The 21,837-nt window shown below is 65.5% G+C and carries 21 protein-coding genes and 3 pseudogenes; 9 read left to right on the forward strand and 15 right to left on the reverse strand.

Translation table 11 applies throughout. From position 1 onward, the window contains the following. Positions 1 to 136: 136 nt before the first annotated feature. The 3 genes and pseudogenes from G9465_RS03145 to G9465_RS03155 form a co-directional block, all read right to left on the reverse strand. Positions 137 to 346 (reverse strand): hypothetical protein, encoded by a 210-nt coding sequence (locus G9465_RS03145; protein ID WP_166967453.1) that lies wholly within the window; start codon positions 344 to 346, stop codon positions 137 to 139. 254 nt (positions 347 to 600) lie between these two features. Next, positions 601 to 1,614 carry a tyrosine-type recombinase/integrase gene (locus G9465_RS03150; RefSeq protein ID WP_166967455.1) on the reverse strand — a complete coding sequence of 338 codons (1,014 nt, stop codon included), beginning with the start codon at positions 1,612 to 1,614 and terminating at the stop codon, positions 601 to 603. Between the two features lie 88 nt (positions 1,615 to 1,702). Further along, positions 1,703 to 1,894: pseudogene (locus G9465_RS03155) on the reverse strand (TFIIB-type zinc ribbon-containing protein); the annotation flags it as partial. Positions 1,895 to 2,067: 173 nt separating this feature from the next. Here G9465_RS03155 and G9465_RS03160 point away from each other — a divergent pair. Both G9465_RS03160 and G9465_RS03165 read left to right on the forward strand, forming a co-directional pair. Beyond that, positions 2,068 to 2,562 (forward strand): hypothetical protein, encoded by a 495-nt coding sequence (locus G9465_RS03160; protein WP_166967459.1) that lies wholly within the window; start codon positions 2,068 to 2,070, stop codon positions 2,560 to 2,562. A gap of 78 nt (positions 2,563 to 2,640) precedes the next feature. Continuing rightward, positions 2,641 to 4,161 carry a hypothetical protein gene (locus tag G9465_RS03165; protein ID WP_166967461.1) on the forward strand — a complete coding sequence of 507 codons (1,521 nt, stop codon included), beginning with the start codon at positions 2,641 to 2,643 and terminating at the stop codon, positions 4,159 to 4,161. Positions 4,162 to 4,173: 12 nt separating this feature from the next. Here the strand turns inward: G9465_RS03165 and G9465_RS03170 are convergent, their stop codons facing one another. The 5 genes and pseudogenes from G9465_RS03170 to G9465_RS03190 all read right to left on the reverse strand — a co-directional run bounded on the left by G9465_RS03170 (position 4,174) and on the right by G9465_RS03190 (position 7,722). Then, entirely contained in the window at positions 4,174 to 4,623 is a 450-nt protein-coding gene (locus G9465_RS03170) for a TIGR00725 family protein (protein WP_166967463.1), read from the reverse strand. 41 nt (positions 4,624 to 4,664) lie between these two features. Then, positions 4,665 to 6,104, reverse strand: a complete 1,440-nt coding sequence (gene phaC, locus G9465_RS03175) for a poly(3-hydroxyalkanoate) polymerase subunit PhaC (protein ID WP_166967465.1) — start codon at positions 6,102 to 6,104, stop codon at positions 4,665 to 4,667. A gap of 186 nt (positions 6,105 to 6,290) precedes the next feature. Then, a pseudogene (locus G9465_RS03180) lies at positions 6,291 to 6,815 on the reverse strand (poly(R)-hydroxyalkanoic acid synthase subunit PhaE); the annotation flags it as partial. Positions 6,816 to 6,863: 48 nt separating this feature from the next. Further along, complete coding sequence (locus G9465_RS03185; RefSeq protein ID WP_166967469.1) at positions 6,864 to 7,415, reverse strand: hypothetical protein; 552 nt, start codon at positions 7,413 to 7,415, stop codon at positions 6,864 to 6,866. A gap of 7 nt (positions 7,416 to 7,422) precedes the next feature. Next, on the reverse strand, positions 7,423 to 7,722 hold the full coding sequence (locus G9465_RS03190; protein ID WP_166967471.1) for an AbrB/MazE/SpoVT family DNA-binding domain-containing protein: 300 nt from the start codon (positions 7,720 to 7,722) through the stop codon (positions 7,423 to 7,425). Positions 7,723 to 8,021: 299 nt separating this feature from the next. On the opposite strand from G9465_RS03190, the gene G9465_RS03195 reads away from it, so the two are divergent. After that, positions 8,022 to 8,567, forward strand: a complete 546-nt coding sequence (locus G9465_RS03195) for a MaoC family dehydratase (RefSeq protein WP_166972875.1) — start codon at positions 8,022 to 8,024, stop codon at positions 8,565 to 8,567. On the opposite strand, the gene G9465_RS03200 is transcribed toward G9465_RS03195, so the two are convergent. From G9465_RS03200 to G9465_RS03215, 4 genes are all read right to left on the reverse strand, one after another. Further along, on the reverse strand, positions 8,564 to 9,406 hold the full coding sequence (locus G9465_RS03200; protein WP_166967473.1) for an alpha/beta fold hydrolase: 843 nt from the start codon (positions 9,404 to 9,406) through the stop codon (positions 8,564 to 8,566). The two genes, G9465_RS03195 and G9465_RS03200, sit on opposite strands and share 4 nt — an antisense overlap. Before the next feature lie 130 nt (positions 9,407 to 9,536). Beyond that, the gene (locus G9465_RS03205; RefSeq protein WP_166967475.1) at positions 9,537 to 10,850 is read right to left on the reverse strand and encodes an NADH:flavin oxidoreductase; all 1,314 of its coding nucleotides are present in this window, start codon (positions 10,848 to 10,850) and stop codon (positions 9,537 to 9,539) included. 147 nt (positions 10,851 to 10,997) lie between these two features. Then, a complete protein-coding gene (gene cgi121, locus G9465_RS03210) occupies positions 10,998 to 11,486 on the reverse strand; it encodes a KEOPS complex subunit Cgi121 (RefSeq protein ID WP_166967477.1) in 489 nt (162 codons plus the stop codon). Next, positions 11,486 to 13,933 carry an ATP-dependent DNA helicase gene (locus tag G9465_RS03215; RefSeq protein ID WP_166967479.1) on the reverse strand — a complete coding sequence of 816 codons (2,448 nt, stop codon included), beginning with the start codon at positions 13,931 to 13,933 and terminating at the stop codon, positions 11,486 to 11,488. Before G9465_RS03215 ends, cgi121 begins: the two co-directional genes overlap by 1 nt. 94 nt (positions 13,934 to 14,027) lie before the next feature. On the opposite strand from G9465_RS03215, the gene G9465_RS03220 reads away from it, so the two are divergent. Both G9465_RS03220 and G9465_RS03225 read left to right on the forward strand, forming a co-directional pair. Next, complete coding sequence (locus G9465_RS03220) at positions 14,028 to 14,273, forward strand: ferredoxin (RefSeq protein WP_166967481.1); 246 nt, start codon at positions 14,028 to 14,030, stop codon at positions 14,271 to 14,273. 41 nt (positions 14,274 to 14,314) lie between these two features. Then, positions 14,315 to 15,781, forward strand: coding sequence for an MATE family efflux transporter (locus G9465_RS03225; protein ID WP_166967484.1), 1,467 nt, complete (start codon positions 14,315 to 14,317; stop codon positions 15,779 to 15,781). Here G9465_RS03225 and G9465_RS03230 read toward each other — a convergent pair whose 3' ends face one another. Then, the gene (locus G9465_RS03230; RefSeq protein ID WP_166967485.1) at positions 15,782 to 16,168 is read right to left on the reverse strand and encodes a RidA family protein; all 387 of its coding nucleotides are present in this window, start codon (positions 16,166 to 16,168) and stop codon (positions 15,782 to 15,784) included. It lies immediately after the preceding gene. 167 nt (positions 16,169 to 16,335) lie between these two features. Between G9465_RS03230 and G9465_RS03235 the strand changes: the two are divergent. Both G9465_RS03235 and G9465_RS03240 read left to right on the forward strand, forming a co-directional pair. Continuing rightward, positions 16,336 to 17,120 (forward strand): annotated as a pseudogene (locus tag G9465_RS03235) (hypothetical protein). 138 nt (positions 17,121 to 17,258) lie between these two features. Next, positions 17,259 to 17,756, forward strand: coding sequence for a hypothetical protein (locus G9465_RS03240; RefSeq protein WP_166967487.1), 498 nt, complete (start codon positions 17,259 to 17,261; stop codon positions 17,754 to 17,756). Positions 17,757 to 17,806: 50 nt separating this feature from the next. Here G9465_RS03240 and G9465_RS03245 read toward each other — a convergent pair whose 3' ends face one another. Further along, positions 17,807 to 18,934 carry an ORC1-type DNA replication protein gene (locus G9465_RS03245; protein ID WP_166967488.1) on the reverse strand — a complete coding sequence of 376 codons (1,128 nt, stop codon included), beginning with the start codon at positions 18,932 to 18,934 and terminating at the stop codon, positions 17,807 to 17,809. A 251-nt stretch (positions 18,935 to 19,185) separates the two neighbouring features. After that, the gene (locus tag G9465_RS03250; protein WP_166972877.1) at positions 19,186 to 21,171 is read right to left on the reverse strand and encodes a helix-hairpin-helix domain-containing protein; all 1,986 of its coding nucleotides are present in this window, start codon (positions 21,169 to 21,171) and stop codon (positions 19,186 to 19,188) included. Between the two features lie 129 nt (positions 21,172 to 21,300). Between G9465_RS03250 and G9465_RS03255 the strand changes: the two genes are divergently transcribed. Beyond that, positions 21,301 to 21,474, forward strand: a complete 174-nt coding sequence (locus G9465_RS03255; protein WP_166967489.1) for a hypothetical protein — start codon at positions 21,301 to 21,303, stop codon at positions 21,472 to 21,474. Between the two features lie 49 nt (positions 21,475 to 21,523). Further along, positions 21,524 to 21,826: an amphi-Trp domain-containing protein gene (locus tag G9465_RS03260; protein ID WP_166967491.1), complete on the forward strand. Its 303-nt coding sequence runs from the start codon at positions 21,524 to 21,526 to the stop codon at positions 21,824 to 21,826. Positions 21,827 to 21,837: the final 11 nt, after the last annotated feature.

A 21,837-nucleotide genomic window follows, 5' to 3' on the forward strand; every position in this document is an offset into this window, starting at 1 on the left:
AGTGCTACCGTTTCTGAACGGTTGCCAGTCTTACAACGGTGTCAACCACCCACGTCTCTATGCGCCGTCCGTATCGTTGCGCTCCTGCTTTTCTGTGACCCCCGAGTACTCTACCAATGCATCCACTACAATCGTCTTATGCGCCGTCTGCGTCCGTCTCGTTCGTCTCTGTCCCGGTGTATATCTGGTCGTCGCACTCGGGGTAGTCGATACTGGCACCGACGGCTTCACAGTCGGGCGTCTCGGTGTGCGTTTCGTTCGGTTCGGGCGTCTCCGTCTCTGCCTCATTGTCTGGGGCGGCAACGTCCGGCTCAATACCCGCTATCGAAAACGCGAATCCAACCACACCAGCTACCAGAAGTAGCAACACCGCCAACGAAGTCAACCGAATCCAGTTGGACGGTTGAAACATATGCGATATCGACTATCGGTCGTAATAGGCTTTCTAGTCACTGACTTGCATAGCTAATTTCGAAGACGGTTGCACTGCCAGTACTCTACTTCATACTGTACCGTACCACTACCACAGTCCCGTACTGTGGTTATAGATGTCGAATTGCTATATTCCGTACATATGCTATGGTACGGGGGTAGTGATATCTACATTTTGTCGAGATAATCTCGGCGTTGCTCCATCTTTTCTCGTTCCGTCATCTGGTTATAATGCTTGTCAAGAACATCTGGAGATACGTCGGATCGATCCGATACAATTCTTTCCGGAATCTCACTTCGAAGCATGTGAGTTAGTGCGCCACGTCGGATATCGTGGGGCGAGACAGTTTCGGGACACCGACTTGCCCGATCATAATTTTGAGCGGCTTCACAAGTCTCTGAATTCTTTTCGACTGGACATTCGTTTGAGTAGACACAGGGGCGAGTGAGACGGTACACAGTCCGTCTAACGGTTACCTCTCCGATTCGGCCATGTTTCGTCGTCAGCAGTGGTTCACGGCCGTTCTTATCAGTGCTGTCTGGTCTATGGTGGATTAGATAGTCGTCTATGACCGTACAGGTGTCTTCGGACAATGAAACGAACCTCTCTCCACTCTCTCTATTCTTTAGCGGCGTATCCGTTTCTGGACGATGAACAAGCTCAACACTGTGGTTATCAGAGTAGTAGTCGCTTAGGTCGATGCCCCGTAATGCTCCTAGCCTCATACCTGTTCTCCAGAACAAGAGGATGATCACATGGTCGCGGCTGGCGTAGTCGAACTTCCGCAAGTAATCTAATATCGATTCTGCTGCACCTGATTCGAGGGTTCTCTCTCGGGGGCTCTCTACGTCTGGTACGTCAATTTTGGCGGGTAGATCCGAATGGACCGCATCAACGTCTCTGGCCCACCGCAAGTAGCTCCGAACACTGGATAGACGAGAGGCGAGCGTCCGCTCGGAGATATCTTGAGCGGTTGCTAGACGCCATTGATGAAGGTCCATACCGTCTAATTCATGCAATGTGTCTATTCCATTCTTTCTACACCAGTCAGCGAACATTCCCACCCGTGACCGGATGCTCTTCACTGTTGAGTCCGCTATTTTATCTGTTTCACGTCGTTCAGTGACGTACATCTCTAAGGCCTGTTCAGGTTCAAGTTCGTGTAGCTCTTCGTTGCTCATGGGGTTGGACACCTTTCATCCTGCTCATAACCCCACACCGAGGGCCGGAGTGGTGGAGCTTCGAGGACGCCTACTGATTCTTTAGGGAGTGGCGTGACCGCGTCAGCGGCGCGCCGGTCCGGGCCCGACGGGTGTCGTCGTCCTCGAAACTCCGCCACTCCGGCCCCCGGTCGATGGCGTCCTCGCCGACGACGAGGCCGCAGTGGTTACACACCGTCTCTGTGCCGTCCTGCTGGAGTGCCCCGTCACACTCGGGACACCCCGTCGTTGTCGTACTCATCGTACTTCGAGCTACGGCCGGGTGGTGGGTTAAAAAACCGATGGAAGAGCCCATCTGCGGGCGGTTTTGGGCGAAACTACCAACCGGTCACCGGTAGGTATACCGTCTGGCGCTGGCACCGACCGAGCGCGAAGCCACCACCGTTAAATTACGCGGCTGTTATTGTGGTATCAATGGGGTTGGCAGACATCGCCGCCGGCATCGAGGTGACCGAGCGACAGCGCGAGTGTGGGGTGGCCGCCGTCGACGACACCGACGCGACGCTGGCCGAGCGACTCGAACCGTTCGCCGAGGACCTGCCGTGTTCGGCCGGGACGGCGGCGACGGTCGTCGATTCGTACGCCGCCGGTAACGCCGTCGACGACTGCGGACACGCCGCGGGGATACCGCCAGTGACCGCGGCGAAGACGCTCCACCGCCTCGGCGAGCAGGTCTCACCGCTCGGACCGCGCGGCCGCGATATCGTCCGGGACTGGCTCTCGGGAACGCTCTCACGCGGCGACGCGCGGACGCTTGCCGGTGTCGGCGAACGGACGTTCGCACTGGCGGCCTACGTCGAGAGTCACGACCCGCTCCCCGGGGCGAGAGATGCCGTCGAGGGAGCGCTGTCGACGCCCGACGCGGACCCGCTAGCGGAGACCCACAGCGACGTCGAGGACCTGCTGTGACGTGGGCCGAACCGCGAGACACAGCGGTCTCGTAGCGACTGGACCACACTTAACACGCCCCGACGTGAACCCGCGTCCATGTCGGCATCGGAACTGGCTGCGGCGGTCACACGGGCGCTGGACGTAGACCCCGAGGAGTTCCACACGAGCGCACGCGAGGAAGCCGAACAGCTCAAAACGGAGGTCAGGTCGGGGACGTTCGACAACACCGAGGCCATCGTCGGGATGGAACTGGAACTGTACGCCGTCGACGACCAGACCGACGCCCTGCGGCGGGTCCCCCGACAGTTGCTCGAACTCATCGGCTTCGAGAAGGAACTGGGCCTCCACAACGCGGAGATGCAGACCAGCCCCCAGCCACTGAACTCCCACGGACTGGCGGCCCAGCGAAACGAACTGAAGGCGTCGCTGATGCCGGCCCAGCAGCGACTCGGTACTGAGGGGATTCGACTCGTTTCCGACGGCATGTGGACGGTGCCGCCGAACGGCGAGACGGCCGAGAGCTACCTCTGTGACGCCGTCTCCGAGGACGGGATTCGCATCGGGACCAACATGTCCGACGCGGTGCGGTACCACACGATGGCCAACACCGACTACCCGTCGGCGTTCGAACTCGACGCGCCACACGTTTCCCTGCAAGCGAAGACGGTGATGCCCGAGGCACTCATCACCTCCATCCAACCGCACTACCAGATTCCCCACGCGCCGGACCTCCCCGAGTACTTCAGCTACGCCCTCCGCGTCGCCGCGCCACTCCTCGCACTCGGCGTCAACGCACCCTTCTTCCCGCCGGACCTCTACGACGACGCGCCGGCCGAGGAGATACTCGAAGACGCACACATGGAGAACCGCATCGGCGTCTTCGAGTCCGTCCTCAACCCGCCCGAGGACGACCCGACGCCGCCGAAGGTGTGTTTCCCGCCCGACTTCGACACCGTCGAGGACGCCATCGACGACATCGTCGCCGACGACACCATCGTCCCGATGGACGTCCAGTCGGGCACTCGCTTCGACGACGCGTTCGTCCATCTCCGGCACAAACACGGCTCGTACTGGCGGTGGGTGCGGCCGGTCTTCGAGGGACAGACCCGCTCTGCGGCCAACGCCCGCATCGAGTTCCGCCCGTTGCCGGCCCAACCGACCGTCGACGACGCAATCGCCTTCGAAGCGCTGTTCGCGGGCCTGATGGAGAGTCTGCCGCGACTCGAACATCCCATCCAGTCGCTGGACTGGGAGACGGCCAAAGAGAACTTCTATGCGGCCACGCGCGAGGGACTGCGGGCCGACATCGAGTGGATAACGGCCGACGGCGCGACGACCACCTCGACGGACGAACTGTACGGCGAACTGTTCGAACACGCCCGCGAAGGACTCGAACAGCGCGGTCTCTCGGCCGAGGAGGCCCACGAGTACATCCGGCCGCTGCGCGAGCGAGTGGACCGTCGGCTCACCCCGGCCCGCTGGAAACACGACTCCGTCCGCCGTCGCATCGAGGAACACGTCCCGCTCCCCGAGGCCATCTGGGGGATGCAGTCTACCTACATCAGGCGGCAGAAGGCGACGCTGCTCGACGGGAGCTTCGTCGACTGGTTCGAGTGACGGGGCAGCCGGCTACACCGCCCTCTCGACGTACTCGACGGCTTCGGCGGCCGTCTCGACGTGTTCGATGCCGTCGACGCCCTCGACCGCGTGCGTTCCCAGTCCTGCGACCGGTCGGCCCATGTCGAGCGCGTGGCCTATCTCGGAGAGCGTCCCGGCCCCACCGTCGACGGCGACGACCGCCGCGCCGTTCAGCACGACGAGGACGTTGCGGGCGCTCCCCATCCCGGTCGCGATGGCCGTATCGACGTAGTCGTTTGCCGCCGCCCGGTGTTCGCCCGGGAGGATACCGATAGTGTGGCCGCCGGTCTCGCCGGCACCCTTACAGACGGCTTCCATGACGCCGGTCAGGCCGCCACAGACGACGTCGTGCCCCTGTTCGCCGAGCAACCGGCCGACCGTCCGTGCCTGTCGGTACTGCTCGTCTGTCACGCTGGACCCGCCGATGACGGAGATGCGCATACGTACGCCTTCGACGGGCAGTGAGAAAAGGTATCGCCGGTCTATAGCTGGTCGAGCCAGTCTTGTGCGCGGGACTCGGTCGTCTCTGCGAGTTCGGCGAGCTCTGTGGCGTCGTACTCGGCGAGGTCGCCGACGGTCTCGACGCCGGCGGCACGCAGCCGGTCTGCGTAGGTCGGGCCGATGCCGGAGACGGTCTCGACGTCGGCGCCCGCCTCGGAGCCGAACTCCTCGGTTTCGACGGCCTCCTCGGCTGTGTCGTCGTCGGCCTCGGTCGCATCGACGACGTCGTCGGCGACTTCTTCGACGGCTTCCTCGGCCGTCTCCTCGGGGGACTCGACCTCGATGTCGACTTCCTCGGACGGGTTGCGCTCGCTGTACCACTCGGCGACTTCGGGCCAGAGGTCCGCGTGGGTCGACGAGGACACCGACAGGCCGATGTGGCCGGTCGAGAACTCGATGGTCTTCGTGTCCTCGCTCGGGATGACCTCGTTGAACGGCTTGGAGGCCTCCGGCGGGATGAGGTGGTCGTACTCGCCCATCAACTGGAGGACGGGCATGTCGATATTCTCCAGGTCGACGTGTTCGCCGCCGATCTCCAGTTCGTTCTTGTAGAGCTTGTTGTCCTGATAGACGTCCTCGAGGAACTGGACGTAGGTGTCGCCGGCGACGTCGATGCCGTCGCCGAGCCACTTCTCCATCCGGCCGAAATTCTCGACGAACGACTCGTTCTCTAGGTTCTCGGCGAGGCGGATGTACTTCGAGACGTAGTTGTCGACGGGGTCCATCAGCGCGAAGCCGATGTCGAGCATCTCCGCCGGGACGTTGCCGAACGTCTCGGTCACGTCTCGCGGGGAGTAGTACTCGTTTGAACCCCACTCTTCGAGGACACCGCCGGTCTGGTCGAAACAGAGGCCGGCGGCCATCAGGCCGAGCGTGTTGACTTTCTCCTTGTGGAGGGTGGTGTACATCACCGACATGGTGCCACCCATGCAGTAGCCGAGGATGTTGATGGCGTCCTGCCCGGAGCGCTCGCGGACGACGTCGACGCAGTTGTCCATGTAGCGGTTGACGTAGTCGTCGAGCGTCAGGTGCTGGTCGAGTCGCGAGGGCTCGTTCCAGTCGATGAGGTAGACGTCGTGACCCGCTTCGAGCAGGCGACGCACCACGGACCGCTCCTCCTGTAAGTCGAGGATATACGGCCGGTTGATGAGCGCGTAGACGATGAGGATGGGTACGGGCTCTTTCTCGTCCTCGTCGACCTCGATGCCGGCGGCCTCGGCGTCGTAGTGGAGTAGTTCGAGCTTGTTCTCCTCGTAGACGACCTCCGAGGGCGTCTGACCCACTTCGACGGACTCCATCAGTTCGAGCCGCTCGTCGGCGACCTGATTCGTCTCGGCGGTTTCGGCCATGGCCTCGAGCGTCTTGGCCTGCCAGTCGAGCGCGGCCGCGAAGGGGTTGAAGGGGGATGGGTCAGAGGACATTGGTTATTCTTCCGTGTCGTCGTCGAGCTGTGATTCGAGCGAGTCGAGCTTGTCGTCGACGGATTGCTGGCTCTCGTCGAGCTGTGATTCGAGCGAGTCGAGTGTCTCTTCGACAGTCGCCTGGTGCTCGTCGACCTTGTCGAACCGGTCTTCGAGCGTCGATTGGAGCGACTGCTGCCGGGCGGCGACCTCCTCGATCTGGGACTCGACGGCGTGCTGGCGACGCTCCATCTCGACGAGGCGCTCGCCCACTTCGTCGATGTCGTCGCGGGTCGGGAAGCCGAGCTGGGAAATCGTGTCCTGGCTCATCTCGTCGGCCTGCTGTCGCATCTCCATCATGGACTCGACGAGCTGGCCGTTGGCCGCGGCGAACGCCGACGTGCTCATCACGTGCTTGAACGCCTCGTTGGCCGACTGCAGCCAGATGTCACGGAACTCCGCGGGGTCGACGTCCTCGCCCTGTGCGGCCTCGGTCGAGCGCTCGACCATCTGCTCGGCCGCGTCGATCCACTCCTCGTAGGCCGCGTTGTACCCCTGTAGCCCCTCGGAGAGCTCGTTCTCCTCCGGGATGGAGTCCTCTACGGCGTCGGCCCACGACTCGACGAAGGCCGCCTGGGCCTTCATGTTCTGTTCCATCGAGTCGGCGACGGCGTCGTTCATCTGTTCGACCATCTCCGCCCACTCGTCTTGCATCTGGTTTGTATCGCTCATAGTATCTCTAGTAACTCGCGCTGTCGCGCACAAAAAATGGCTGGTTCGTTACGCCTCGACGGCGTCAGTAGCCTGCGCCTGCACTTCTTCGACCTGCGCCTGCATCTCCTCGACCTGCTCTTGGACCTCTTCGAGCTGGTCACCGAACTGCTCTGCGACCTGAACCGACTGCGATTCGAGTTCCTCGTGGGCCTCGACGAGCAGCTTGACCTGCTCGTCGACGGCGTCGACGTAGTCGGCGGTCAGCTCGTCGTAGGAATCGACGCCTTCGACCAACTCGCTCTCGATGTTGTCGAAGACTTCGGCGTGGTTCTCGAGCAGGAAGTCGTACTGCTCGTCGACGGCCTGCCGGATCTCGTCCACGGTGCCGGCGGCGCCGGGGACCGTACTCTCGACGGCGTCGAGATAGCTGTGGAAGACGGTCTTCGAGAGCTCGACACCGCGGCGCTGGGCCGACTCCTGCGTGTCGAGACTGCCGATGACTGCCTCGTTGATGTTCTGCTGGAACGAGACGGTCTGTTCGAGGGCCTTCTGGCTCTGTTCGATGGACGCGCGCTGCATTTCGAAAGCGGTCGTGACGGGGGTTGTGTAGTCTACCATTGTTGTATTACTCGCTGTTGTTGTTGCTGACCGGGAGGACGACCGTCTGGACGATATCGCCTTCTTCGATTCCGAGCGCTTCACGCTCGGCATCGGGAATGCTGATTCGTCCGCCGCTCTGGACGCGGGTCTTGAACGTCGCCATCTGGCTCATCGCACCGAGCTGATTCATATCGAAGCTCGGCATACCACCGCTCGCGAACAACTGCTTCAGCAACTGTTGCTGCTGTTCCATCGCATTCTCGCTCGCCTGCTGCATCCCCTTGAACATCGGGGGCCACATCAGACCATCGTCCTCATCGGTCATCTGTACACTCACCTACACTGTTCAATGACTTAAAACTTCCCCCTATTTACCATCTGCTACCATCTGATACCATTGAATGGTTCGGGGTGCTGAGAGATGGTGAGCGAGGCGCTCGCCGCCGCTGGAGTCGTCATCGAGATGCTATAACGCCGCTGTCGGTCGGTAGAAGCCGTCTCGTGGCCGTAGAGTACAAAATAACACCAAGATTTAATAGTCGGACCTCTAAATACGACCCATCGATGAGTTCTGAATCACATCGGAATCCGCTGCTCGATACGTGGACCGAGACCTCCTCCCACATGTTCAACAGCGTCGTTGCAGCCAATCGGGCAGCATTTGCGGCTTTCGGCGTCCAACAAGACGAGGACGCTGCCGCCCCTCCTGCCGAGCGTATCGAACCGAACGAGGACCTCCCGGAGTGGCACGTAACGATATCCGAGGACCATCCGGACAACCTCGGCGTCGGTGACCGAATCGAGTTTACGAAGACGATCTCCGACGGTGATGTCAAGCAGTTCGCCGCCGCGAGCGGGGATACGAACCCGCTGCACCTAGACGAGGAGTTCGCCGAGAAGACACGGTTCCGCGGCCGCATCGCCCACGGGACGCTCGTCGGTAGCCTCATCAGCGCGGCGTTGGCCCGCTTGCCCGGACTGACGATCTACCTCTCGCAGGACCTCGAGTTCCACAATCCCGTACGCATCGACGACCGCCTCACGGCCGAATGCGAGATCGTCGAGGACCTCGGCGACGACCAGTACCGGCTGACGACACGGGTCAAGAGCGAGGAGGACATCGTCATCGACGGCGAGGCCGTCGTCCTCATCGACGACCTGCCGAACTAACAGAACGAGCGCAGCACCCGATTGAACCGTTCCGGTCGCTCACGGGGAGGGCAGTGTCCGCAGTTTTCTACTATCTCTAACTCGCTATCTGCAAGCGTCGCGGCCGCGCGCTTCGACCACGCCTGGGGAAGGAGCGGGTCGGCCTCGCCGTGGACGAGTAGCGTCGGCGCCGACACTTCCTCGAGTCGGTCGGAGTAGTCCGTCCGGAATCCGGTCCGTCGGAACTCGCTGCGCTGCCAGCGCCGCATCGCTCGGACCGTTCGTCGGTCGACGACCGAGTCCACGTCGTCGACGAGTTCCTGCGGGGGTTCGGTTGCGCCCATGCTCCGTAGTCCCGTCCTGATGGCGGGTTTCGAGGCACTGACGCCCTGCCAGAGCATGTTTCCGAGGACCGGCGTCTGCAACACGCCGCTGGCGGCCGTCCGCCAGTAGGCGTCGGCGCCCAGTCCGTAGCTATCTACGAGGGCGAGACGTTCGACGTCGCCACCGCCGAGTGCGTGGCCCAGCGCCAGCGCACCGCCCATCGAGAGGCCGGCCATCGCCGGCGCGTCGATGTCGAGTGCGTCGATGAACGCCTCGACGGTCTCCAGATAGTACGCCGTCGTGTACGCGCGGTCGGGCTTGTCGCTCTCGCCGTGACCCGGCAGGTCGGGCGCGTAGACGGTCCGCTCCTCGGCCAGTTCCGGGAGCGCGTGTCGCCACGAGACGGTGGCGGCGTCCAGTCCGATGCCGTGTAAGAACACCATCGGCGGTCCGTCGCCGCCGGTGCGGTAGTGCAAGTCGATGTCGTCGCCGTCGACGGTGAGGTCGAGGCGCTCCGACGTAATCTCTGCCGTCATCGCGCGCCAGTCAGTGTTCGATGGGGATGAGACTTTCTCTCAGGACGCCCGGCCGCAGAATAACTTGTGTTCTGAATGACGTTTCGAGCGGGCGGGACGCGACGCCGAGCACGAGTCGACAGCTAGCGACTCACGTCTCCCGGTCGTTTCTCTCGTAGGCACCTTTCTTCGAGAGCCGTGCCTGTGCCCGTACGACCGAGGGGGTCCGACACCGACCCGGTTCGCCGGTCACCTGTGGGATAGTGCAGTTGTTGCAATTCGCACACAGGGCGTCGTGCCCGTCCAGCAACCGGGCGCCGAGGCGCGGTTCGGCATAGAACGGGCGAGCCATCCCGACCATGTCGGCCGCCGGTTTGGCTCCGGCAGCACCCAGATACGCGTCACAGTCTGCCCGCGTCCGCAGGCCGCCTTCCAGCAACACCGGCACGTCGACGCGCTCACGGACTCGACGGCAGAAGTCGGCGTTCCAGCCCGGTTCGTGGTCGAAGCGGCGCGCTTGCAGACGGTTCAGGAGTTCTACCGCCCGTGCGTGAACCGGGCCACCGAACGCCGCCGCGTAGTCCTCCCGCAGGTCGCTGGCGGCCCACGCCCGGTCCGGGAACGCGCCGCGGACGATGCTCATGTCCCAGAATGTCGATACCTCGACGGGCACCAGTGCGTCGTAACCGATGGCGGCCAGTCGCTCGGCGACGTCGATACCGTCCGACAGCGTCAGATACCTACGAACGAAACTAGGGGCGACGGTCTCTGCGGGGACCTTCGTCACCAGCGGCACGTCCCCGGCGTGGTCCCGGACCGCGTCGTGAATCGCTTCGAGGAAGCGCACGCCGTCGGCGAACTCGTCGGTCCGGTGGTTGTAGAACGGCGAGAGGAACTGTTGTATCAGGCTCATGTTCGCCGCCGAGAGGTGGATGCCGTCGTAGCCGGCGTCGATGGCGTAGCCCGCACACCGCCCGAACTGCGCTGCGAGGTCGTACACCTCGTCCGTCGAGAGCACGGCCGGGTCGAGCGAAATCAGTCCCAGTCGGTCGAGCGCACGCAGTTGCCACGGTGGCCGGGAGACGGCCAGTTGTCGCTCCTCGGGGTGGCGCTCCCGGTAGCCGGCGTGCCACGTCGCCATGCTCCGAAGCCCGCCGTGAGCGAGTTGCAGGAATATCTTGCCTTCGTGTGAATGAATCGCGTCGGTCAACTCTTCGAGTCGCTCGACGAAGGCTGGGTCGTGGACGCGCGTCATGTTCGGCGCCGCACACCCCCCGTCTGTCGTGACGATGCTCGCACCCTGGAAGACGAGGCCGACGCCGGAGGCGGCGGTCGGTTCGAGTTCGTCGACGAGGGTGTCGACCGCACCGTCGCCGTTCCCCGCACACTCCAGTACCGGGGCGCGGTAGAGGCGGTTCGGCAGCGTGAGGCCGCCGACGGTCACGGGGTCGGTGAGGTCACTCACGACCGTCCCCGTCTGCCCTGCTGGGGATCCATGCGTTCGGGTAGCACACGACTCGGCAAAACGCTGGCGCTCGGGCGCGGCGGCCCGCTTCGTGGCTCAGGCTCTCGCCGCTCGCAATTCGAAGAACCGACGGCGGTCGGGTCCTCGCTACTTCTCGACGGGCAACAGCGCCACTCGCTCGCGGACGGCGTCGGCGAGCGTCCCGTCGGTGGCGGCGAGTTCGGCGTCGCTCACGTCGAAGAACGACCGTACTCGTTCGGGGTCGTACTCGTCGAGCGTCTCGCCTGATTCGAGGAGGGCCTGTAGCGCCTCGGCCGCCCCGGCCTCGTCGCCGCCGACGACGACGGCGACGACCGGGCACTCGCCCTCGCTGACGCCCATCGCCAGCGCGCGGTTTATCTGCCGGCGGCCGGCCGCGTACAGCAGTATCTCGACGCCGAAGTCGTCGGCGATGGCGTCGTCACGCTCTCGGGCCCGTTCAGCCAGCGCCACGGCCCGTTCGAGGTGGGCGCGGTCGACGACGTAGCGCGCGTCGAACGCCTGTACGGTCGCGTCGTATCGCTCGCCGATAGCGTCCAGTTCCGTGACGAACTCGGCTACGTCCTCGATGGTCGCGATGCCGTCTACGACCTCCATCAGAAATCACCCAGACTGGACTGGTCGTCGCCCGTCTCGACGCCGTCCTCGTCGTCGTCCCGCGGGTCGTCGTCGAGGACGTCGACGTCCGAATCCGGTTCGATGCCCTCCATCGACGGGTCGCGGTGGCCCGCGTTCTCCAGCACGTTCTCGGCGGTCTTCCGGCGGCCGCGAAGCGCCGCCAGCACGACCGGTTTCGCGGCGTCGCGCAGTTCGGCGCGGTCGCTGATGCCGGCCTCGAACAGGCGGCGGGCGCGTTTCCGACCGACGCCGCGCACGCCCGCGAGGTCGACCAGTTCCTCGCGCACCCCGTGTTCGACGCGGATTCGGGCCTCGCTGACGGCGCGGGCGGCGTCCGTGTCGATTTCGCTGGCCAGCGACTCGGCGGCCCCCAGCAACCACTCGGCCGTCTCGACTTTGCCGCGGATGTCGCCCGGGCCGACGCCGTAGCGCTCGGTGATGGTGTCCTCCTCGACTTCGTCCGCCCAGTCCTCCAGCAGGCGGGCGGTCTTCAGCGCCGACAGCCAGTCCTCGAAGCGTTCGTCCTCGAACTCCGAGGGCGTCGGGCCGAGGAGTTCGTCTTCGCGTTCGTACAGTTCCATCTCGTACTCCTCGCGGTCGCCCGATCGGAGGTAGAGCTGATACATGTCCGGCGTGCGCGAGACGAGGTGGTACAGGCCCAGCGCGGAGAGGTCGTCTGGGTCCACCTCGCCCGCGGCGGCCTGTTCGTCGGCGAGTTCGCTCGCGGTGGTGAACCCGCCCTCGGCGGCCGCTGCGGTCGGCGACTCGGCCGCCGACCGCTGCCAGTCCCGAAGACCGTCGATGATTTCCGCGGCGCTCATCGGGTCCAGATAGAGGCTGGAGACGGTGTGGCCAAGCGACGTCGCGTCCAGTTCGTCTCGCGGCTCATCGCCGCTCGACTTCGAGGCGCTCCGCGCCTCGCCATCCCCGCCGTCGATTTCGAGGAAGCCGTTCCGTTCGAGGTAGGTCAGCATGTCGTCGACGACCTGCTCCAGCCGTCCCGTCTCGTCGGTCTGACTCGCGTACAGCGTCTCTTCGAGGAACTCCAGCAGGCCCGACCGGGAGCGAGCGAACCCGGAGGCGACGGTGGCGAGGATGTGGGTCCGCATCGCGGGTTCGGCGGCCAGTTTCGACCGGACCGGCTCCGGGTCGGCCCAGACGTAGCGCTCGAACAGTTCGTCCAGTTCGTCGTGGCTGTTGGCGACGAGGACGGCTTCGCCGTAGGGGTCCAGTCCCGGTCGGCCGGCCCGGCCCATCATCTGGTGGACTTCGAGCACCGACAGGGGTTGCATCCCGCCCGCAGTCCCGTCGTAGCGCCGCCAGTCCCGGACGACGACGCGACGGGAGGGCGTGTTGACCCCGGCCGCGAGCGTCGGCGTCGCACAGACCACCTTGACGAGTCGGTCCCGGAACGCGTCCTCGACGAGTTCGCGGTGGCCGCGAGCGAGGCCGGCGTGGTGGAAGGCCGCGCCCTGTTCGACGGCGTCGGCGAGGTCGTCGCTCGTCTCCGTGTCGCTCACGTCCCGAATTTCGGCGGCGACGTCGGCGAGTTCGGCTTCCTCCTCGCTCGTGAGGTGAGGTCGGACCGTACTCCCCAGTCGCCCGGCGGCGGCCTCGGCGTTGCGCCGGGAGTTGACGAACACGAGCGAGGACCCGCCCTCCTCGACGAGGTTACCGTCCTCGTCGTATTCGTCCTGCAGGGTGTCGCGGACGACGGCAGCGGTCGGTTTCTCGTTGTTCTGGACCGCTAGCCGTCGCTGACTCCCGTCTTCTAAGTGCAAGGCCTGCCCGTAGTGGACGCCCTTCTGTAACTCGATGGGGCGCCAGTCCGAGTCGACGAGTTCGGCGTCCAGCCACGTCGCCAGTTCGTCGGCGTTGCCGATAGTCGCCGACAGCGCCACCGTCTGTAAGTCGGGGTTCAGTCGGCGGAGTTTCGCGAGCGTCACTTCCAGCGTCGGGCCGCGCTGACCGTCGTCGACGAGGTGGACCTCGTCGCTGACGACGCAGGTCAACTCTTCGAGCCACGGCGCGTCGTTTCGCACGAGGGAATCGACCTTCTCGCTGGTGGCGACGACGATGTCTTTGTCGCCCAGCCACCCGCCGTCGGACTCGTAGTTGCCCGTCGAGACGCCCACCTCTAAGCCGTACTGCTCGAACTGTTCGAACTCGGCCTGCTTCTCGCTTGCGAGCGCCCGCAGGGGGACGATGTAGAGGGCCTTGCCGCCGCGGGCGACGGCCGAGAGCATCGCTAGCTCCGCAACGAGGGTCTTGCCGCTGGCGGTGGGTATCGCCGCCACGATGTTCTGTCCCTGAGTGACCCCCGCGTCGACGGCCTCGGCCTGTGGGGGGTACAGTTCCTCGATACCGTCGTCGCGCAGGTGGTCGGGGAGCCAGTCGGGGACTCCCGGCAGGTCCGCAACGTCCATTACACCCCCGTTGGACCCCACTCCGATTTAAACTGTCGTCATCAGCGCGGCCCCGAGGGGAACGCCTTTGGCCGTCACGGGACAACGCGACTGTATGTACGTCGAATACGACCGTGACACCTGTATCGGGATGTTCCAGTGTGTCGCGGAGTGGGACGCCTTCGAGCGAGACGAAGACGCCGGCAAGGCTGTGCTGGCGGACAGCGAGGAAGAATCTGAGGACCTGTTCGTGCGCGAGATACCCGAAGACGCGGAGTTCGACGCGAAGTTCGCGGCCCGTGCCTGCCCCGTCGAGGCCATCACGATCTACGACGACGACGGCGAGCAGTTGGTTCCCTGACGACGAAACTGACAGGGGCCTGCCGCCCCCAGTCCCGGTAGATGGTCCGCCGTCTCTTCAGCCGACTCGTACAGGGGGTGCCGGCCGTGCTTGCCCGCGCCGGACTGGTCGACCGCCGGATGGCCACCGAGGCGACCGACCTCGCCGCGCCGGTGATGGTCACGGGCGGTCTCCGCATCCTCCTGCGACTGGCGGACTTCCTGATGGTCGGCATCGCACTCGGAGACGCCGCCATCGCCGGCCTCGAACTGGGCTTTCAGTACTACTTCGTCGGCTTCGGCCTCTCGCTCGCGGTGTCCTCGGGCACCATCAGCGTCGTCTCTCGGTTGCAAGGGAGCGACCAACCGGCCCGTGCGAACCTCGCGGTCAAGCAGTCGCTGTGGCTAGCCCTCCTGCTGTCGGCGCCGCTGACGGCCGTCTCGTGGCTGTATCCGGACGTACTCGTCGGTATCCTCGCCGACGACGCCGCCACTATCGACTTCGGCGCGACGTACCTCTCTATCGTGATGCTGTCGATGGCCCCACGGTTCTGGAGCATGGTCGCCTCGCGGGCGCTGGCCGGCAGTGCGGACACCCGGACCCCGATGTACGTCCGCCTGCTCACGCTGCCGACCAACGTCGTGCTCAACGCCGTCCTCATCTTCGGACTGGGGCCGTTCCCGAAACTGGACATCGCGGGGGCGGCCATCGGGACGGCCGTCGCCAACACGCTGGCAGCGGCCATCTTCTTTGGACTCCTCGTCTCCGGGCGGTACGCGGTGCGGTTACCCCTGCGAGGCCCGCAGGTCGACCTCGGCTTGCTGACCGAAATCGTCCGCGTGGCGCTGCCGCTGTCTGGGATGCGCCTCCTCCAGACGTTCGCGCGGTTCCCGTTCCTGTTCGTCCTCGGAGTGCTTGGGACGCCGACGCTCGCGGCCTACGCCATCGGCCGCCGGGTGATGTTGCTGGCGCTGATGCCCGCGTGGGGGTACGCGACGGCGGCGTCGACGCTCGTGGGCCAGCACCTCGGGTCGGGCGACGAGTCCTCGGCGGCCGAGTACGGCTGGCAGACCCTTCGGGTGGCACTCGCCGTCCAACTCGCCATCGGCGCCGTCCTCGTCGTCTTCGCCCGGCCCGTCGTCTCGCTGTTTGGCACCGAATACCCGGCACTCGCGGCGCAGTTCGTCCGGGTGTTCGGCCTCATCGTCGCCGGATTCTCCATTTCACGGACGATGCGGGGGAGTCTCCGCGGGGCCGGTGACACGCGCTGGCCGCTCTACGGTGCGATTCTGGGCGGCTACTGCTTCCGACTCCCGGTCGCGGCGCTCGCGCTCCCGGCGTCGTTCGTGGCGACGGTGCCGCTCGTCGGGGTGACCGTCTCGCCCGGCCTCGGCCTCGGTCTGCCCGCCATCTTCGTCGCCCTCGTCGGTGACTTCTACCTCAAGGCGGCGGTCAACACCGGCCGATTCTGGACGGGCAAGTGGCGCGACGTGGCCCGGCGGTCCGGCGTCGGCGTGGCCGACGATTGACTACTCCAGAACCGCTTCCGCTTCCACCTCGACGACGGCCCCCTCGGCCGCCAGCCCCGACACCTCGACCATCGTCGCCGCCGGCCGAACGTCGCCGAACACCTCCTCGTGAGCGCGGCCCACTTCCGTCTGGTGGTCCATCTCGGTGACGTACATCCGGGTGGCGACCACGTCGTCGGCGCTCGCCCCGAGATCGTCCAGCGCGTCCGTGACGATGCCCAGCGCGTACCGCGTCTGCTCGTAGGGCTGGTCGGGCGCGACCACTGCCCCGTCGTCGTCCGTGGCGATGGTCCCGGCGACCCGGACGGTGTCGCCGGCCCGTATCGCTCGCGAGTAACCGACCTGCGATTCCCACTCGGTCCCGGTCGAGACGCGCTGTCTGTTCATACCGGCCGTGAGGTCCGGCAAGCCGATAGTCGTTTCTCAAGGTTTAATGCGGGGCCTGCGATAGGGTCTCACATGAGCACGGCAACGAAACTCGTCCTCGGAACTATCGCCGCATCGGCACTGCTGTCACTCGCCATCGTCGCCAATCTGATTCTGTTCTCGGCCTGATGTTCACCGAGCGCACGCTAGAGGGGAGCTACCCGACGTTCGGGCCGAGTACGCCCCCGACGCGCTCGTGTTGAACTGCCAGCGGGACTTCGAGACGCTGGACTCGGCCGTCGCCGAGGAACTCTTGCTCGTCACCGACTCGGTCGACCCACTCTCGTACGACTCGTCGTGGGTCCCCGAGAACGCCCCGGACCCGCTCCGTCGCTTCGCCGGGAGCGACCTCACTATCGGGATGCCCGGCGACGGCGGCGTCGCGTGGACTCACCAGACCGGGCCACCCTGCGTGTTCGTCAAACCGCGCCTCGAAACCTCGCCGTCGGCGTTCGTCGACTTCCTCGTCGCCGAGGCGCTCGTCGAAGTGGGACTGGACGAACCCGAACATTTCCTCGGCTTCTTCGGCGAGCGCTATCCCGAGTTCGCCCGCGTCACCGACCCGCGACTCGGCCCCGCCGACACCTATCAACTCGCCACGGCGCTGTACGACGCCTACCTCGGTATCCAGACCCGCGCCGAGTTCAGCGGGTGGGCCGAGGACTACCCCGACCTGTACGACGCGTGGGCCGACGCCGGCGAGCGCCTCGAACCCCGCCTCTCGGACCTCGCGGGCGAGATTGCCCGCGGCCAGACCGGGTTCGCCGCGGCCGCGGAACTGGCTTGCAGCGGCGTCAAACACGGCCTCGACCTGCCCGCCCCGTTCGCTGCACTCGATACGGAGGCCTACCGCGAGTACGGCGCGGACTACGCGATTCAGTGGGCCGAGACGACCTTCGAGAAACTCGACTGACAGCGTCGATTCAGAGTTGGAAGAGAGTCGATACAGATTCTACCCGAACTCGGCACAGAGTCGGCCCGAACTTCGAAAAACGGCCTTTTACTCCTCGTTCGTCGTCCCAGTCGGGAGGGACCCGCCTCCCGTGACTCCATGGACGAGCCAACACCGACCCGACGACGACTCCTCCGCACGACCGGGGCCCTCGCGATGGCCGCGGTGGGCGTGGGCGCTACCGGCGCCGCGGCCGCCGGTAGCGGTACCGACCACGGTAGACAGTTCGGTCGCGTCTACGCCAACGACGTGCTGTGGCGGACGAACGTAGTGCGGGAACTCGACGAGCGACCCGACCCCGAGGACAAACTCTACTTCCTCCACGACGGCGACGGCCCCATCGTCGCTAACGAGGACGTGAGCGAGGACCAGTTGTCCCCCTTCGTCTCCGAATCTGGCCCCGGTGACCAGGACTGGAACGGCGGTATGTGGACCACCTACAGCGCGAAGGTGACGGACGTCGACGCGTTCAACGACGACGCGCCGCTCTCGAACGACGAGGACATTCTCGACGCCGACTACATCGAGACGAGCCTCGGAAACCCCGGCTTCGGCCCGCCGAACTACTTCGTCTGCCCGCTGAACGGCCGCGCCTGAGGCCGTTCGGCGGCACTCGCCGCGGCGCGTGTACGCCGACTGACAGCGTGTTACACCCGGTCCAGCACGGCGTCGGCGTCGTAGTTGAGCGTCAACTCGCGGGACCGACCGCGGCCCTCGACGTCGGTGTAGTCGGCGTCGATGATGCCTAACTGGTCGAGTTTGTTGATAATCTCGGAGTAGCGAGTGTACCCCAGTCCGCTCGCGTCGTTGAAGGCGTCGAAGATGTCGCCGGCGCGTTTGCCGTCGTGTTCGGCGATGACCTCGACGAGCGCCGTCTCAGAGTCGGAGAGTTCCTGCAACCGCCGCGAGAGGTGGACGTATTTGGACTTGTCGTAGGCCGACTCGACGTCCTCCAGTTCGACCGACCGGGACGCTCGCATCTCGGCGTTCATCCCGGCCCGTCGCAGGAGGTCGATGCCCACTCGCAGGTCACCGCCCTGTTCCTCGGTGAGTTCGGCGACGCGGTCCAGTACCGCCGGGCCGACGACCCCCTCGTTGAACCCGCGCTCGACCCGTTCGTCGAGGATGTCGACGATTTCGGTCTGGTCGTACTTGTTGAAGTACACCTCCTCGGGGCGAAACACCGACTGCACACGCGTATCGAGCGCCTCGATGACGTCGAGTTCGAGGTCCGAGGAGACGCAGATGACGCCGATTTTCGCGCCCGAGTGGGCCTCGTGCGCTCTGAGAAGGGAGTACAGCGTGTCGCTGGCCTCGGACTCGTAGAAGAGGTAGTTCACGTCGTCCAGCGCCACCGCCAGCACCTCGTCTTCCTCGACGAGTTTGTCGGTTATCTGTGAGAACAACTTCTTGAAGGAGATGCCCGAGGAGGGAGGTTCGTAGTCGAAAATCTCGGCGAACAGCCGCGAGAAGACGGCGTAGCGCGTCGAGTCGACCTGACAGTTGACCCGCACGGCGCGCACGTCCGTCTGGGCGGACAGTTCGTCGAACAGAATCTGGGTCGCCGTCGTCTTGCCGGTGCCGGGCGGGCCGCGAGCGATGACGTTGAGCGGGCGCGACCCCCGGACGGCGGGGCGGAGCGAGTACTTCAGCGTCTCCATCTGACTCGACCGGTGTTTGAACGTCTCCGGGAGCCAGTCTATCTCGAAGACGTGCTCGTCCCGGAACACGGACTCGTCCCAGCCGAGCATCCCCTCCTCGGGGTCGTCGCTCATCACTTTCACCGAGCTTCCCGGACCACTTAACCATTTGCCACCGATAGTGAAAGTGGAACTGCCAGTCGGCGTCGGACCGCCTGTGGCCGGCGTGTTCGAGGGCTATTGCGGTCTGCCGTCGTTGGTCGCCCGGACGGTCGGCCAGTTTCGCGCCGGCGAGCCGTCCACGGGTGAGTGTGAGAGGGTGCGGTCGTTCGAGCCCTCGGCACCGCCGTCGCCGGAGACACGCGTCCAGAAGACGGCACCGACGCCTAGTCGAACTTCCCGAGTAGACCGGCGTAGAAGCCGTCCTCGCCGTCGTCGTCGGCCAGTTTCTCGACGATGAGTTCCGGCGTCGAGCGGGCGAGTTGCCCCTTCACGGGCGAGCGGTTCACCCGCAGTTCGCCGTCGACCAGCCCCGCCGCCTGAATGCCGTCGATAGCGAGGTCGGCGTCCGACGCTTCCAGAATGTCCTCGGCGAGGTGCGAGACGAAGACGCCGGTCGCCTCGCGCTCGGTCAGCGATTCGAGGATGCCGGCGATGATGGTCGCCGCCGCGCCGGGTTCCGTGATGGATTCGAGTTCGTCGACCAGCACCATCACCGAGCGGTCGGTCGTGATGTCGGTGACCAACGCCCCGAACTCCCGCAGGGTCGACTCGAAAGCGCCAGCGTCGAGCGTCCCCTGCGTTTTCGCGTGGTAGTGCAGTTCGGCGACGCGGCCGATGCGGGCGGACTCGGCGGGTACCGGCAGCCCCATGTGTGCGAGCGTCGTCACCAGCGCCACCAAATCGAGCGTGGAGGTCTTCCCGCCGCTGTTGACCCCCGAGAGGACGGTGACGCCGTCGACGCCGTAGTCGACCGGTTCGACGGCCTCGAAGGGGACGTCGAGTAGGGGCGAGCGTCCGCCCTCGATGTCGAACCCGCGGTCCTCGGTGATCTCGGGCAGCGTACAGTCGAAGTCGGCGGCAAAGCGGGCGACGGCCAGTTCCACGTCCAGTTCCAGCGCGTTGGCGACCAGTCGCTCGGCGTCGCCCCGCACGTCGGCTAAGTCGTCGGCCAACTCGCGCTTCTGGCGGGTCGCTCGCCGGTCACGGGCGGCGGTCAGTTCCTCGCGCAGGCGACTCACCACGTCCTCCTGTCGCTCGACGGGGTAGGTCGGTTCGTCGGGGAACGCCCGGCGAGCCATCGTCTCGGTGTCTCGCAGGTTCAGCGCGTCGACGAGGTGGTCGCGGGCCTGTTCGACGGCGGCGGCGTACTCGTCGGCCAGTTCCCGGCCCAGCAGCGAGTCGACGCCCGCGCCGCGTTCGACCAGCGAGAGGAGGTCCGTCCCCTCGATGGTCACGTCCCGCTCCTCGATGGCCTCCCGGAGGTGGTCGTTGGCGACGCTCTCGGCCGTCGAGACGGCCGCGTCTAAGTCGTCGACGGCCGTCGCCAGTCGGTCGAGTTCGTCGTCGCCGCGCACGCTCCCGTCCTCGTCCAGTCTGTCGAGTGCGTCGGCGAGCGCGTCGAGGTCACAGGGAGCGTCGAGGCCGGCGACGCGGTGGACCTCCGCGGCGGCGGCCACCCGGTCGCGATTGCGCGCGAAGAAGGTGAGGACGCGCTCGGGAACGACCGACGCGGGCTCTTCCAGCGCGTTCGGTTCGACGCGTACGTCGCCCTCGACGTCGACGCCGGCGAAGGCCTCGTCCAGCGCGACCACCGTCGAGTACGAGCGGGCCAGTTCGGCGAGTTGGCGGGCGTCGTCGACGACTTCGACGCTGACCTCGGGGATGGCCTCCTGTGCGGCGGCGTAGTGTTCGGCGTCGCTCGTGGCGAGACACCGGTCGCGGACCCGCACGTCGCCGGGGTCGGCGAGCGGTTCGACGCCGGAGAGTGCCGCTCGAACGTCGGGGTCTGGTTCTCGATCCATCGCTCGCTCGGTGAACGCCCGGACCTCCTCGATGCGGCTTTGGACCCCGCTGGGGTACAGCGTCTCCAGTCGCTTCGCGGCGTAGTCGGTGACGGTCCGGGACTGGAGGAGGCCGAGCGCCTCACGGAAGATCTCGCGGGCCCGCGGCGTCGCGGCGAACCCGCCGGGGTCGTCGTGGTCGGCCCGGATGGCGCCCCGAGCGATGCGGGCGGCCCGCCCCTCGCTGATGCCCGGTGCCTGCGAGAGGGTAGCGACGTCGCCATCGCGCAGGGCTCGTTTGGGGTCGTCGAGTTCCCGCAGCGCCGTGGCCGTCTTGGCCCCGACGCCCGGCACCGATTCGAGTTCCATCTGTCGGCTCATTCGACGCCGACGAGAAAAAACCCCGCGTCGCTCGCTCTCTTCGTCGACGCCGCCCCGCGGCGCGGGCCAAACGAGAAAGGTTATAGTGTTTAGGCAAACCTAAACGAACTGTCGAAGATGGAACCGCAGGCCACGACTGTCGCTGCCGACACGCCGGAGCGTGACGCCGACTCGTCGCCGCAGGTCACGGCGCAGGAGACCGTTCCGGGGCAAGTAGTGTTTACGGCGACCGACAACACGGACGGGTGGATCGCGACCGACCTGACGGTCGACCCCGCGGACGCCCGCTGACTCGAACAGTTCGACAGGCGCTCGACCATCCGAAAGCGAACGACTACCCATGACAGAGACTACGGACGATACGACGACCGACACCGAGAAGACCACGATTACGACCGGACGGAACTTCGAAGAGGAGTACCGACTGCGCGCGGCCGACGCAGGCGAGTTCCTCGTCGACCTCGGCGAGCAACTCCGGGAGAACGACGAACTCACCATCGAGGGCGACGAGTGGGAACTGCCCTTCGCCTTCGGCGAACCGGTGACCGTCGAAATCGACTTCGAGGGCGTCGACGACCCGGAACTCGAAATCGAGATCGAACTCCCCGGCAGCACCGACGAGACCGCGCCCGACGTCAGCTAACGACCGGTCGT

Source organism: Haloarcula sp. JP-L23 (genome assembly GCF_011602445.1).
Taxonomy (GTDB): domain Archaea; phylum Halobacteriota; class Halobacteria; order Halobacteriales; family Haloarculaceae; genus Haloarcula; species Haloarcula pellucida.